The organism is Rhodococcus sp. P4_F3_2 (assembly GCF_056401335.1).
On the sequence record NZ_JBFUJN010000047.1, the window covers coordinates 12,498 to 28,485 of the forward strand.

Sequence of the window (15,988 nt, forward strand, 5' to 3'; positions counted from 1 at the left end):
TGCGCTCATCGACCCCCGAGCGGCAGCGCTCCCCCACCGACGGGATAGGGCGGAAGCGTTCCTACAAGCGTCGGTGTCAGTGTGGTCGCAGACGGATCGGCACGACCGAGAGTGAATTTCCGAACTTCGGCACCCGTTCCGTTGCTGCCGCTGACGAGGAGATCCGCGCCGGTAGTCGTGCTCGTCGTGGCCACTCCCACACCCGACCCTGGAGCGGTGAACGGGTCGAAAGCTGCAACCTCCCGAAATGCCACGTCCGTCGAATGGTGATCTGGACTCTCGAGGTACATCTCGGGTGCACCGTCGAGCCTGGATCCACTCGAGAAGACGCGGATTGATCCTTCTCCTCCGAGCATGCCTGCCACTATCGACTTTGCGCCGCCCTCGGCGCCGGCCACCCAACCCGTCGACAGAGACACCCCGTCGCGGTAGCCCTGGTCGAATGCCAAGAACTGTGATGTCGTTGCCGGACCAGCCGTATGACCTGCGTGTTCATCGGAGTCGCCCTGCGCAACCGCCGTCGGTTCGTACAGGTCGTAGCGGAACGTCTTGATCAACGGCTCCTCGCCCGCACCGGGTGCTGTCACGATGCTCGCTCGACCGGAGTGACTGTCAACCATTCCGGTTGCGAACGTGACTCCGCTACTCGATCCCGGGTACGGCGAGAACGAACCGAATTCTGTGGGTGCGGACCTCTTGTCCGCCGGAAGGTCGGTGGAGTAGATCTTGACCTGCGACTCCATCCCTGGGCCTGATGCAACGATGATGTTGTCTGCCAGTGCATTTCCGTCGATGTCGACACCGCCGACGTTCACTCCACCGCGGAAACCCACATCGAAGGGGGCGAATCTTGCCAACTCGTCGGTGAACGGCACGCCGCCGACTGCGTTGTACGCCACCACTTCCGGAGCCGAGCCTGCACCTGTTCCAGCGACCAGATCAAGCACCATGTCTCCGTTCACGTCCGCCATCGCAACACTCGGGGTGCCTTCGAACGACGGGAAGGGCGTCACAGCAGTGATCAGTTTGTCGCCGTTGGCATCGAATATCTGCACCTTGGCGGGCACGCCGGCCGAACCAGGTATCGCGACGGCATATGTCGATACCTCGGGAATCACGTTGACAGTCGCCATCAAACCGTTGTCCTCGTGATTGAGTCGGTGGCAGTGGATCACAAAGGTTCCGGTGTACTCGGTGAACTTCGTTCGCAACGTCACTGACGCAGGCTCGAGAGCATTCTCATTCTCGTCAGTCACCGGAGCGGGCACGTTCACGTTGTCGATTCCCCACGGCTGAACCCCTGTCGTGGTACCTGCGACGGGATCCACAACTTCCGTTACCTGGAAGTCGTTGACGTGAATATGCATCGGGTGTTCGTCGTTGTTGAGGTTCGTGATCTTCCATTCCTCAACGGAATTCAGTCGCGGTTGAATCAGCGGAATGTTGGGGAACGTGTTGTCGGCGAATTCGTAGGTGAAGGCCTTCGGATCGCTGTTGCTGGCCTTCTCGTTTCCGAACCCACCGGACACTGTGAGGTTGCGGGTCACGTCGGGCGTCATCGCTGCTGTATCCACGAACGAGGTGTAGGTATCGAGCTTCTGTCCGAACTCGAAGGGAGTCGTCTTCCCTTCGCCCTCGTCTGGCGTCGCGCGGATCAACTGCTGAGTCGGGAACGTGAAGAATCCGTCCGCGTAACTGATCACCGACGGGTCGACGGTGACGGTTCCGAGTTCGGCGGGCGGATTGTCGGTACCGTTGTTGGTATAGAGAACTCCCGGATTGCTCACCGGTTTCGCACCTTCCAGCGGTGGCATCTCCAGCACCAGATCGCCGGACTCCGGCATCGTCACGGCGATTGCATAGCGCGAGGCCGGCGGAATCACCAGCCTGGTTCCGTCCCCGTCCACGGGTGGCCTGACCTCGTCGAACGGGTTTCCGTCCTGCCCCACGATTGCGAACTTCGGATGGGTGCCGGTTGCGGTTTCCGTCAACGTAACCGGCATGTAGGCAAAGTCGCTGATGTTGGCAAGCACCCAGATCTCGGTCTGCCCCGGCTTCAGTTTCAGCGACGGCTGGAACTGACCGTTCACGGTGTACTGCACATCGCGTTGGTTGTCCGGCAGTGAGGGATCGGCCGGAACACTCGTCGATTCACCCACGAAGCTCTGCAGATTGCCTGGAACGAATTGATTCTGTCCACGATGATTGGCCGGGGACAACGGTCCCGCGTACCAGTTGGTGAAATACTGCGCGCCCTCGGTAGTGTCCGAGAAATTCACCGGAGCAAGGCTCGGACGGTACGTCCCGTCGGCTAATTCCGTACCGGCGGGTGGCGTCAACGTACTGACGAATTGGGGCCAGTTCGCGTCGTTGAGCTGTCGGCCCTTTCCTTTGCGGTCGAATACGAAGTTGTACTGCAGTGCCATATCGCGAATCGGAACGTCGTTTGCCGTCACGACAGGCAAATTTCCGTCCGGCCGGCCGATTTCAAGGAGCCCGGCCAAGCCCATGTACGTCTGCTGGGCGGTGAGGGTGTGCCGGTGACTGTGGTACCAGTAGAGACCGTTCGGCATCGTCCCCGGAATCGCGTAGTCGTACACGTTTCCCTGGCCGGCGGGAATGTTGAGCATCACGTTGTCCGCATTGCCGTCCGGACTCACGTGCACTCCGTGCGTGTGCAGATTCAGCGGAGCCGACGTCAGCGCCGGCGGATAGATCGGCACGTCCCCGCCCGCCGGTGTGAATGCCGGATCGTAGAAGTCCTCGATCGTGAGATCTTGCAAATCGTTGTCGTAATGAATGATCAATCGCTCTCCGGGATTGACGCGGAGAGTCGGCGCCGGATAGACGTCACTCGCCGAGGTCGATCCGTCCGACGCCGTACCGCGGATGACTTCGTACCCGAAGAGCAGAAAATTCGACACGGGCGCCGAAGCGGTATCGAGCGGAATCACTCCCTGATGAGCGGACAAGCGCACCTCGAGAACACCATCTCGGCTACTCAGTTTCACCGGCTCCCGGTAGTCGACGCCGGTTCCGTCCGAGCCGTAGTTGGCGCCCACCTCGGGCGCCGATTCAGCGGACGTACACGCGGCCAACGCCATCGTCATGGACACCACTACTGCTGCGGCTAACGACTTTCCTCGCAGTGCGATCACTGGTTTCCCCGTTCCATGGTGGCGTGAGATACGTCCGATCAGCGCTCATCAGCCTATCGAGAAAACATCGGCTGAACTGTACATTCACGACAAATTGCCCACCTAGTGCCCGCTCGAGCGCTGCACCTTGCAAGCAGTCTCAGCAAACCGATCAGAAATCGAGAAGCACAGCCAAGGGGCCCGCAATTACGTTGAAACACATGAACACACCACAGAAGTCCACTTCCGACCACACGTCGTCAATCCACACATCAGCAGGGAGCGCCCGGATGACCACCGCGCAATCCGTGATCCTCGACGTACCCGACCTCGTCGCAGCCGAAGCCTTCTACAACGCTCTCGGCGTCGGAGATCGAATCCAGCTACGCGAATCGAACGAACCGACAACCGGGTTTCGTGGGTACACCCTTTCGCTCGTCGTCTCCCAACCGAACATCGTCGACGCCTTCGTCGGCGCCGCACTCGCAGCCGGTGCCGCCGTCTTGAAGCCGGTGAAGAAATCCCTCTGGGGATACGGCGGAGTCCTTCAGGCTCCGGACGGTTCGATCTGGAAGATCGCCACGTCGTCGAAGAAGAACAATGGACCCGCCACCCGCACAATCGACAGCCTCGTGCTGCTGCTCGGCGCCGAAGACGTCAAGGCCAGTAAGCAGTTCTACCTCGACCACGGCCTCGAGGTGTCGAAGAGCTTCGGCCGCAAGTACGTCGAATTCACCAGCGCAGCAAACAATGTCACGCTGGCACTGTACGGCCGAGGCGCCCTGGCAAAGGACGCCGGGCTCGCTCCCGAGGGCACCGGGTCGCACCGAATCACCATCACCGGTGCGACCGAACCCTTCGCGGATCCTGACGGTTTCGCCTGGGAAAGCACCCATTCCTGACGCAGGCGGTGTCTCGAGAACACGCCCGCCCGACTCAGGACATCCGACGAATCCTCTCCAAGTTGTGCGACATCAACGGACCAACGGTCTCGAGAGCGGCGGGCGAGGTGATGTCCCAGTGAGTGCACTCGACGGGGTGATTCACGATATCCCCGCTGACATACGCACGCCATGAATCGACTCCACGGTTCAGCCATGGATCATCCAGCGCTGCAGTGAAGTACAGCACGTCGCCATCGAAGATCCCCGGCTGGTGAGCCTGCATCAACGTGTCGTTGTGCCGGGCCGCGAAGACAAGCCTGCCGACATCTTCCGAAGTCAACTCGCCCATGGCGTGCGCGAACTCGAGTCCCATGTCCGCGTCGTCGTCAGCGTCCGAACCTTCACCGTCTTCAGCGGCATGGGCGAAGCTGTCCAGCATCACCAACGAATCGACCGACTCGCCCGCTGCCTGCAATAGCACCGCCATCGAGTGTGCGATCACGCCACCGAGCGACCAACMGGCAAAGTGATACGGACCTTCAGGCTGGATTTTTCGAACTTCCTCGAGGTACCTGGCGGCGGTGAACTCGATGGACTCCGGCAGCGGATCCGCGGACGAGACTGCTGGAGTTTGGATCCCGTACATCGGAGTCGCCGAATCGATGTACGGCGCCAAGCCGGCATAGCTCCAGGCCAGGCCGACGATCGGATGGACGAAGAACACAGGCGGCCGATCACCGGTCGTCCGAATCGGGAACACGACGTCCAGCGCGCCGGAAGATTCTTGTCCGGAGTCGACACGAATCGCAATCGACGCCGGAGTCGGCTCGGTCATCAACCACTGCAATGGGATCTCGCGAGCAARCGACATCCGCAGTTTGGTCACTACTCGCATCGCCGACAGTGAGTTCCCACCGAGTTCGAAGAAGTTGTCGTCGGCGCCGACGTCAGCGATCTCGAGGACCTYCGAGAAGGCAGTGGCCACAGCGATTTCCGTAGGCGTGCTCGGCTCCCGATACACGATCTTCGACGCAAAATCAGGGGTCGGCAATGCCTTCTCGTCGACCTTTCCTGTCGGTGTCGTCGGCACCTTGTCGATGAAGACGACAGCGCTAGGGATCATGTGACGTGGCAAGAACTCGGAGACAAAGGCGACGACCTGATTCACCTCCGGCGCAGTCCCCGGCGTCGGCACGACGTACGCGACCAACGCGGTGTCCCCGGACGGTGTCCTCTTGCCGCGGGTCATGGCCACATCCACGTCCGGGTGTGCGTGCAGGGCCGAGTCGATCTCCCCGAGTTCGATGCGATGACCACGAATTTTGACCTGAGTGTCGGTCCTGCCCCGGTACTCGATGGTGAGTTCGGGTGTCCAGGCGGCAATGTCGCCCGTGCGATACAGACGATCACCCGGCCGGCCGTGCGGGTTGGCAACAAATCGGGTTGCCGTGAGCACAGACTGGTCATGGTATCCCCGGGCCAGAGCGGGCCCGGACACGTACAGTTCGCCCGGCGTCCCGATCGGCACCGGGAGCAGTCGCGAGTCGAGGATCAGAGTGTCGAATCCACGCACGGGTGATCCGATCGTGACTGGTTTGCCCGCGACGAGATCACCGACGGTGGAGATGTCGGTTGCCTCGGTAGGCCCGTACCCGTTGAGCATGGTTCGACCACGCTGCCAACGGTTCACCAGTTCGGCAGATACCGCTTCCCCGCCCACACCGAGAACCCGAAGCTCTTCGAGCCCTTCCGGTTCCATCGACGTCAACATCGCCGGAGTGATCAGTGCGTGAGTGACCCGACGTCCGATCATGAACCGGGACAACTCTTCTCCGCCCAGGATGGTGGGCGGTGTGACGACCAGAGTCGCCGCCGCGGACAGCGCCGACATCATTTCACCCACCGACATGTCGAAGCTCGGCGAGGTGTTGTGCAGGAATCGTGAGTGCGAGTCGACGCGATAGTGCTCACGACGCTCGGCGGCAAGATTCGCGAGACCACCATGCGTGACCACGACGCCCTTCGGTTTGCCCGTGGATCCGGACGTGTAGATCATGTAGGCCGGATTGTCGATGCGAGCCGCTCCCGCGATACTCGACTCGGGTAGCTCTTGGATCGCGGTTTCGAGTGCGTCCAGATCGAGCCAGCGCACCGAATCGGGAAGTTGATTCCCACCTCGGCTGATGCCGATGACAGCACCGGAGTCTGTGATCATGTGTTCGATCCGCTCAACCGGATAGTCAGGATCGACGGGCAAGTAGGCGGCGCCGGTCTTCGTCACTGCCCACACCGACATCACGGACGCTGCCGATCGCCGGAGTGCCACGGCTACAAAGGTTTCCGGACCGACTCCGTGATCGAGCAGGATGGAAGCAAGGCGGTTCGACCAGGCGTCCGCTTCACGGTATGTCCACGCACGCCCGTCGGCCCAGATCGCGATTCCGTCGGGGTTCTGTGTGACGGCGGAAGCGATGAGATCAGCCAGGGTTGCGCTGGGCGCAGCCGGCAGGCCCGATACCGGGACAAGCAGGCGACGCTCGTCGGGCCCCAGAACATCCAGGATTCCGGCAGCGGTGTCCGGCAACTCCACGAATGCACGCAGGATCCGAAGCATCCTCTCGCGCAGAACCTCGATCGTCGGCGCATCGAAGACATCCTGCTGATACTTTAGCGTGAATGAAATGCCGTCATCAGCGACAACGGTAAGTGTCAACGGATAGTGGGTCGCATCGTCACCGGTGATCGCAGTAACCGTCATGCCGTCGATCGAGCTCGTTGCAGCGATACCTTCCGTATCGACGGGGTACGACTCGAAGACGGTCAACGTGTCGAAGTCAGCGGCATTTCCGACGCTCTTGACGATCTCCGTCAGTCCGAGTTGGTGGTGCTCGAGAAGCGCCGCCTGTTCTGCCTGCAGCCGTGAGAGCAAGGAACGCAAAGACTCCGCGGGGTCGATCGTGACCCGGACGGGCAGCGTGTTGATGAACAGGCCGACCATCGACTCGACATGATCGAGCTCGGGAGGACGACCCGACACGGTTGCACCGAACACGACATCCGTTCGACCCAGCTGGCGCGCCAGCAGGATTCCCCAACCGGCCTGCATCATGGTGTTCAATGTGACGCCGTTGTCGGCGCTGAAGGCACCGAGCTGCTCGGCGAGTTCGGGCTCCACCTGAGTCACAACCGACTCGACGGTGCCGGCACTCGAACCAGCAGACCGTTCCCCGGCGAGCAGGGTCGGCTGCTCGAGCCCGGACAGCGCCTCGGCCCACGCCAACTCGGATTCCGCAGCGTCCCGAGAATTCAACCAGGACAGGTAATTACGATAGGACGCTGCGCGGGGAAGCACCGACTCGTCGCCGTGCGTTGCGTAAAGAACCATCAGGTCCTTCATCAGAAGCGGCATCGACCACCCGTCGAGAAGAATGTGGTGCAGTGTCACTGCAAGCGCGTGTCGACTGGGATCTCGTGTGATGAGCGTGAACCGAAGCAATGGCGGTGTTGCCAAATCGAAACGCTCGGATCGATCACGCGCGAGGGTTCGCTCGTAGACAGCTTCGCGCTCACTCGCAGGCTCGGCACCGAGGTCGACCACACGCCACGGGACATCGACCTCACCGAGAACGATTTGCGCGAGTTCGCCGGACAGATCGGCGACAAAGGCGGTCCGTAGGTTGTCGTGACGGTTCAGCAGAGCAGTCACGGCCCGGTTCATTCGTATCGGATCGACAGTTCCTGTCAGCTCCAGAACCATCTGGGTCTGATAAACGTCGGCACTGTTGCCGGCGAGCAACGAGTGGAAGGCAAGTCCGTGCTGCAACGGCGACAGTGGCCAAATGTCACTGACCAGCGGATACCGGTCTTCCCAGACATCGATGTCCTCTTGAGAGACCGTCACCAACGGAACGTCGGAAGGCGTCAGGCCTCCCCCAGCGCCTCTGCCGACGTGGGAGACCAGGCTCCGCAGCGCGCTCGCCCAGTACTGCGCCAAGCCTCGGACGTCCGTTTCGGTCAGGAGGCGTCCGGCGTAGGAGAACGTCGCGGACAACTCGGCATCACCCGAAATGTCTGTGACTATCGCGTTGATGTCGAGAACTGCGGCGGCAGGCATGTCGGGGTTTCCGGGGCCTTCGATGTCACCGACATCCACGGACGGAGTCCACCCCAAATCGGCGAACTCCTCCGGGACGTTGCCGGCAGACACGCGACCGAGGTAGTTGAAACTGATTTGCGGCATGCTGTCCAGCAGTGGTGTACCCGGGTCGCTGCCGGTCATGTCGCTGCCGGCCGTATCGCTGTCGGTCAGATATCGGAGGACCCCGTAGCCGATGCCACGACCGGGCACGGCGAGCAGTTGTTCCTTGACCGACTTGACGGCCCGACCCGCCGCGACGCCGCCGCGCATGGCGTCGTCGATGTCGAGCGCACCGAGTTCGAGGCGCACGGGATAGACGCTGGTGAACCAACCGACGGTACGCGAGAGGTCAGCACCGGGTGCAGTCTGCTCTTCTCGCCCGTGACCTTCCATCTGGATGAGCGTCGATGTGGTGTGCACGCCTCGTTCGCGACGCCACCGAGTGACTGCAAGCGCCAGAGCTGTCAGCAAACCGTCGTTCACGCCGCCACGGAACGCGGCCGGAAGCTCGGTCAGCAGTGCCTGAGTCGTCGACGCGTCGACGCGCACCTCGATGTCGCGGACAGTTGCGACCAGATCGAGCGAGGGGTCGAAGCGCGCCGATCCCAGATCCGGGTCCTCGCCGTCGACGATTGCCCGCCACGTCGGCAGGTCTGCCGTCGCCCCAACTGCACTGTCCTGCAGCGCATGTGCCCAGCGACGCATCGACGTGCCGACAGGTGCCAGCTGCGCCGGCGCACCATTGGAGATCTGTGCCCACGCGGTCATGAAGTCCGGCACCAGGATTCGCCACGACACTCCGTCGACGACCAGATGGTGCATCACGACGAGCAGTCGCCCGGTCACCTTTTCCGCGTCACCCACCGGCGCGAGCCAGACGCACGCGAACATCACACCGCCGCGCGGATCAAGTTCTCGTCGAGCCAGTTCCACTTGGGATCGTGCCAATTCGGTCAAGCTTTCCGCGCTGTCGACGGCAGCGGGATCGAAGTCGACCTTCCGCACACGTGCGGCCACGTCCACGCTTCCGGGCTCGGCCACGTGCAAAGTTTTGCTGTGCAAGGTCGACCGAAGCATGTCGTGGTGATCGACGACGGCGGCCACCGTGGCGACGATCCCCGCCTGATCGACGCCGACTGGCAGATCCAGTGCGATCGACTGTGAGTAGCGATCGAAGTGATCGGTGCTGCCGAGCACCATGCGCATCACCGGCGTCAGCGGCAACTCTCCGACACCGTTGCCCGGCAGTTCGGCAAGTACCCTCTGCGCCGGCGCGTCAGATCGCAAAACGACCTGTGCCAGCGCGGCAACAGTCTTCTGTTCGAAGACGTCTCGTGGGGTCATCACGAGACCACGAGCCTTCGCTCGGGAGACCAGTTGGATGGATGCGATGCTGTCGCCGCCGAGCCCGAAGAACGAATCGTCGACGCTCACCGCCTCGACACCGAGCAGGTCTGCGAACAGCGAAGCGAGGATCTCTTCCGTCTCGGACGCGGGTGCTCGATAGCGCACCTTCGACGCGGAGAACGTCGGAGCGGGAAGAGCCTTGCGGTCAAGCTTTCCGTTCACGGTCACCGGTAGAGCGTCCAGCACGACATACGCGTCGGGCACCATCGGTCGTGGCAGCGCGGACTCCAGATAGCGCCTTACGGACTCGGTATCGATCACGCGCCCAGCTTGCGGCACCAGGTATGCCGCCAGCCGCTTGCCCAGTGCAGTCTCGACGACAAGCACCACGGATTGCGCGATCTCGTCGCACTGTGTTGCTACCGTCTCGATTTCACCGAGTTCGATGCGTTGACCTCGGATCTTGACCTGACTGTCGATCCGTCCGCGGTACTCGATGGTGAGATCGGCCGTCCAGGCAGCGATGTCACCGGTCCGGTACATGCGCTGTCCAGGATCACCGTGGGGATCGGCGATGAATCGTGTTGCGGTGAGAATGTGTTGGTTGTGGTAACCGCGAGCCAAAGCTGGCCCCGCCACGTACAGTTCACCAGGCGTACCGATCGGCACCGGTCGCAGTCGAGTGTCCAGGATCAGGGTCCGGAATCCGCGCACAGGTTTACCGACCGTGACAGGTTGTCCCGCTTCGAGGTCTGCAACTGTGGAGATGTCGGTCGCCTCGGTCGGTCCGTAGCCGTTGAGCATCGTTCGCCCTGGCTGCCAACGATCGACCAGTTCAGCGGATACCGCTTCACCGCCCACACCGAGAACGCGAAGATGTTCGTGGTCGTGGGGGGCGATCGTGCTCAGAACGGCCGGGGTGATCAGAGCGTGAGTGACTCGTTGCGAGTCCAACAACTCGGCCAAGTCGTCACCACCGATCGTGGTCACCGGAACGATCACCAATGTTGCTGCAGCAGAGAGCGCGGAGATCATTTCGCCGACAGCCATGTCGAAGCTGGGTGACGCGGTGTGCAGGAACCGGGCGTCGGGCGTGATCTGGTAGTGCTCACGCCGTTCGGCCGCCAAGTTGGCGAGACCGGAATGAGTGACAACCACGCCCTTGGGCTTGCCCGTCGAACCCGACGTGTAGATCATGTACGCCGGATTGTCGATCCGCACCGGCGGCCAGCTCGCGCTCACCGGGGCTGCCGCCAGTTCTTCGGCGATGTCCTCGAGAACCAACCATTCGACGTCGTCGGGCAGGAACTGACGCTGCTCGGCGATCGTCACACCCAACCTCGCTCGAGAATCTTCGAGAATGTGGTCGATGCGATCGGCCGGATAGCTCGGGTCGACCGGCAGATATGCGGCACCCGTCTTGGCAACCGCCCAGACTGCGAGGACGGATTCGAGCGATCGTGGAAGAGCCAGCGCAACAAATGTTTCCGGTGTGATGTCGCGTCGCAGCAGGACGTGAGCGAGGCGGGTCGAGAGTTCGTCGGCCTCGGTATAGGGGACGGCGCGGCCATTCCACAGGAAGGCGATCCCCGTTGGATTCGACGAGACCGCAGCAAAAATCAGCTCGGACAGAGTCGCGGGATGCGCCGCCGTAAGTCCTCGCACCGGCACCAGTAGGTTCTGCTCGTCCCGATTCAGGACGTCGATATCCCCGATTACTCTCGCGGGATCCCGCGTCAGCTGCTCGAGCATCATGACGAATCGGTCGGCGAACGACGCAGCCGTGGAACGGTCGAACAAATCCGTCGCGTAGGTCAGCGAGCCACTAACCGCTACCGACTCGGTGTCTGCGCCGCTGGTAGATTCCGTGGTCTCGAACAACGTCAAGGCAAGATCGAATTGAGCTGGAGTGACGTCGAATTCGACGGCGGACACCCGCAGATCAGGAAGCTCGAACGTGGCGTCTTCGATATATTCGTAGGCAAACGTGACTTGGAACAGCGGTGTGTGAGCCTGTGAGCGAACAGGTTGCAGAGCGTCCACCAGTCTCTCGAAAGGCACATCGACGTTGCCGAACGCACTCAGATCTCGGTCACGCACCTGGTCGACCAACTGCGCGAACGTCAGTGCGGGGTCGGCCTCCGTTCGCAGGACGACCGTGCCGACGAACATTCCGATGAGATCCTCGAGAGCCGCTTCGCCTCGTCCGGACACGGGCGTGCCGACGATGATGTCGGTGCTCGCCGACACTCTCGCCAACAGTGCCGCATACGCAGCGTGAATCACCATGAACACACTTGCGTTGTGGTGATCGGCGACCTCACGAACGCGATCCATGATCTCGGACGCGATGTCGAAGCGAACCATCGCACCGTTCTGGGTGGCCACCGCCGGTCGCGGTCGATCGGCCGGAAGCTCGAGCAGTTCCGGAATCCCGTTCAATGTTGATTTCCAGTAATCGATCTGAGTCGATGCGATGCTCTTCGGGTCAGCCTCGTCACCGAGGAGCACCCGCTGCCACAGCGCAAAGTCGGCATACTGGATCTCCAGCGGCGCCCAGAACGGGGCCTGGCCGGTCAACCGTGCCGAGTAGGCGATCATGACGTCGCGAGCCAACGGCGTCATGGACACGCCGTCCGCACTGATGTGATGCACCGACATCACCAGTACATGCTCGAATTCCTCGACGCGGTACAACTTCACGCGAATCGGCACGGAAGCAGTGACGTCGAAACCTTCGGACATGACCTCGAGAATGCGAGTGTCGAGGTCGCCACGGTCGACGTCGATCGGGCTCAGATCGAACTCGACGTCCTCGGGTGTCAGGATCACCTGGACGGGGCCGTCACCGTTGTCGGGGAACACTGTTCGCAGCGACTCATGGCGCGTCAGAACATCACCGAAGGCGCCGCGAAGCGCCGGAACGTCAACGGTGCCGGCGAGTCGGATGGCCAACGGGATGTTGTATGCCGCAGATTCGACATCGTACTGATTGAGGAACCACATCCGATTCTGTGCAAGTGAAAGCGGGATCTGCTCCGGACGAGTCTGCACCTCGAGGGCAGGCCTGTCGGCACGCTCTGCATTGTCCAGTGCAACAGCAAGTTCCGCCACAGAGGGGTGATCGAACAACGTCCGAAGCGGCAACGCGGTACCAGCGTGTTGGTTGATGCGGCTGACAAGTCTGGTCGCATTGAGCGAATTACCACCCAACTCGAAGAAATCATCATCCACACCAACCCGCGACTCACACCCCAAAACCACCGCAAAAGCAGCAGCCAYCACCAACTCCGAAGCAGAACCAGGCGCCCGAAACACCCGCACACCGAAAACAGGCTCCGGCAACGCCTTCCGATCCAACTTCCCCGCACTCGACAACGGGAACTCGTCAACAACAACCACCACATCCGGAACCATGTACGACGGAAGCACCAACCCCACCGCAGCCCGCGCCCCCACCGAATCCACCGAAACTTCCGCATCGACCGAGGACCCAGCCGTCACATACCCGACCAGACGACTCCCCCCATGCACCACCACCACAGCACCAGAAACACCCGGCAACGCACCCAACGCCGACTCGATCTCACCGAGCTCGATCCGCACCCCACGAATCTTCACCTGAAAATCCGACCGACCCAAATACACCAAAGACCCAGCAGCACTCCACAACACACGATCACCAGTGCGATACATCCGAGCACCCACCACAAACGGATTCGCCACAAACCGATCCGACGTCAAATCCGGACGCCGATGATAACCACGAGCCAACTGCGCACCATCGAGATACAACTCGCCCGCAACACCCACCGGCACCGGACGCAACCGCGAATCCAACACATACCCACGCGTATTCCACACCGGCGTCCCGATCGGCACCACCCCCGACACCGAACCCACAATCCGATGCGCCGTCGTCGTAATCGCCGCCTCCGTCGGACCATACGTGTTATGCACCGCAGCCGACGTCAACGAACCCAACGCCACCGCAAGCTCCGGCGACAACTCCTCACCACCGGCAAACAAATGCCGCAACGAACCCAACGCACCACCAAAACCATCAGCCACCAACGCCGCAAGCACCGACGGAACGAACTCCGCCACCGAAATCGCATGCTCGACCATCACACCCGCAAGATAATCCAACTCACGATGCCCACCCGGCCGCGTCACCACCAACCGCGCACCCACCGTCAACGGCAAAAACGACTCCCACACCGACACATCGAACGTGAACGGCGCACGCGCCATCACCCGATCATCAGCACCCACCCCGTACTCCCCAGCCAACCACGCCAACTGATTGACAATCGCCCCATGACTGACCGACACCCCCTTCGGCCGACCCGTCGAACCCGACGTGAACATCACATACGCCGCATTACCCAACCGCAACGGCGCAACCCGATCACCATCAGAAACCCGACCACCCGAAAACCCACCCACATCAAGACCATCGAGAACAACAACATCCACACCCACAGGCAACACACCCACAAACGCAGAAACAGTCAACACAAGCTGCGGCGCAGCCGAATCAACCACAAACCCGATCCGCTCCACCGGCAACTCCGGATCAATCGGCACATACGCACCACCCGCAGCAACAACCGCATGCATCGCCACGATCATCTCCACCGAACGCTCCACCGCAAGACCCACCAAAACATCCGGCCCCACACCACGCCCGATCAACCACCGCGCCAACCGATTCACCCGCACACCGAACTCGGCATACGACAACACCACATCACCGAACACCACAGCCACACGACCCGACGACACCTCAACCGAAGCCGCCACCAAATCCGCCAACGTCACACCGTCAACACAACGATCCGTCTCATTCACACCCCCCAACACCAACCCACGCTCCACCACAGACTCCACCTCGAACATCTCGACGATGGTGGACGTGTCCGCCACTGCAGCGCTCACCACTGCGACGTATGCATCGACCAATCGCGCTGCGGTTGCCTCGTCGAAGAGATCGGTGGCATAGGTCAGATGTAGGTCCAGACCCCCGCGAGACCCGTCGGCGGTGAGTGCTTCGTTGAACACGAAGTCCAGGTCGAACTGTGTAGTGGTCACGACGTTGTCGACTTCGGCGATACGTATGCCGTCGAACTCGAGTTCGGTCAATGCGATGTTCTGCAGGGTCAAACTGACCTGGAAAATGGGCGAGTACGACTGCGAACGAACCGGATCGAGTATTTCGACCAGGCGCTCGAACGGAACGTCGGCGTTCGCGAACGCCTGGAGGTCGAATTCTCGAACCGATTCGAGCAATTCCGCGAACCGAGCGCCGGGCGACACCACGGAACGTAGTGCGAGGGTATTGACGAACATGCCGACCAGATCGTCGAGTGCACGTTCTCCTCGGCCCGCAACAGGAGTTCCCACAACTACGTCGTATTCACCGCTGTAGCGCGAAAGCACAACAGCGAGCGCGGCATGCAACACCATGAACGACGTAGCGCCGTTGTCACGCGCGACCTTCTCCAGTTGCGCGTTCACCTCGGGGCTCAGATGGGCCGAGAACATGGCTCCACGGCCGGAGGCTTCCACGGGACGAGGTCGGTCCAGCGGCAGATCGATCACCGACGGTATTGCGTCGAGAGCGCTGCGCCAGAAGTCCAACTGTCGTGTGACGAGTGAGGTCGACGATTCTTCCGAACCCAACGTCTCGAGCTGCCACAGCGCGTAATCCGCGTACTGCACCTCGAGCGGCGCCCACAACGGCTCCATACCTCGGGACCGCGCCTCGTACGCCACCATCACATCACGCGTCAACGGACCCATCGAGAAACCGTCACCCGCAATGTGATGCACCGTCATCGCCAGGACGTACTCAAACTCGTCGAGCTGGAACAGATGAGCTCGCATGGGAATTTCGGACGTGACGTCGAAAGTGGCGCCGAGGACTTCGGAAACTCGTACGAGGAGAGCACTTTCGGACACATACTCGATCGTCATGTCCACGGCCGCGTCATCCGGCGAGAGAATTCTCTGGAAACCGATGCCGTCCACTTCAGGGTAGACCGTCCGGAGAACTTCGTGGCGCAGCACCAGATCACCCACTGCCGCACCAAGCGCCGATACGTCGAGGGCGCCGGAGAGGCGAAGGACCACTGGCATGTTGTATGCCGACGACTCAGGTTCGAAGCGGTTGAGGAACCACATCCGGGACTGAGCCGGTGACAACGGGACCGCCGACGGGCGTACCCGGGCTGTCAGGGCCGGCCTACTCGAGGATGATGAGGCGTCGAGAACCGCAGCGAGTTCGGCTACCGTCGGCGAGTCGAAGATGGCCCGCAGCGGTATGTCAGTGCCTCGGTCTGCGTTGATGCGGCTGACGAGCCGGGTCGCATTGAGCGAATTACCACCCAACTCGAAGAAATCATCATCCACACCAACCCGCGACTCACACCCCAAAACCACCGCAAAAGCAGCAGCCACCACCAACTCCGAAGCAGAAC

Annotated in this window: 3 protein-coding genes; 1 reads left to right on the forward strand and 2 read right to left on the reverse strand. The window is 61.6% G+C overall.

Going from position 1 to position 15,988, the window contains the following annotated elements:
* Positions 1-5: 5 nt before the first annotated feature.
* Entirely contained in the window at positions 6-3,110 is a 3,105-nt protein-coding gene (locus AC1DWA_RS29830) for a multicopper oxidase family protein (protein ID WP_477848081.1), read from the reverse strand.
* A 317-nt stretch (positions 3,111-3,427) separates the two neighbouring features.
* Here AC1DWA_RS29830 and AC1DWA_RS29835 point away from each other — a divergent pair, with 317 nt between their 5' ends.
* A complete protein-coding gene (locus tag AC1DWA_RS29835; RefSeq protein ID WP_020969778.1) occupies positions 3,428-4,039 on the forward strand; it encodes a VOC family protein in 612 nt (203 codons plus the stop codon).
* Positions 4,040-4,073: 34 nt separating this feature from the next.
* On the opposite strand, the gene AC1DWA_RS29840 is transcribed toward AC1DWA_RS29835, so the two are convergent.
* A complete protein-coding gene (locus AC1DWA_RS29840; protein ID WP_477917410.1) occupies positions 4,074-15,971 on the reverse strand; it encodes an amino acid adenylation domain-containing protein in 11,898 nt (3,965 codons plus the stop codon).
* Positions 15,972-15,988: the final 17 nt, after the last annotated feature.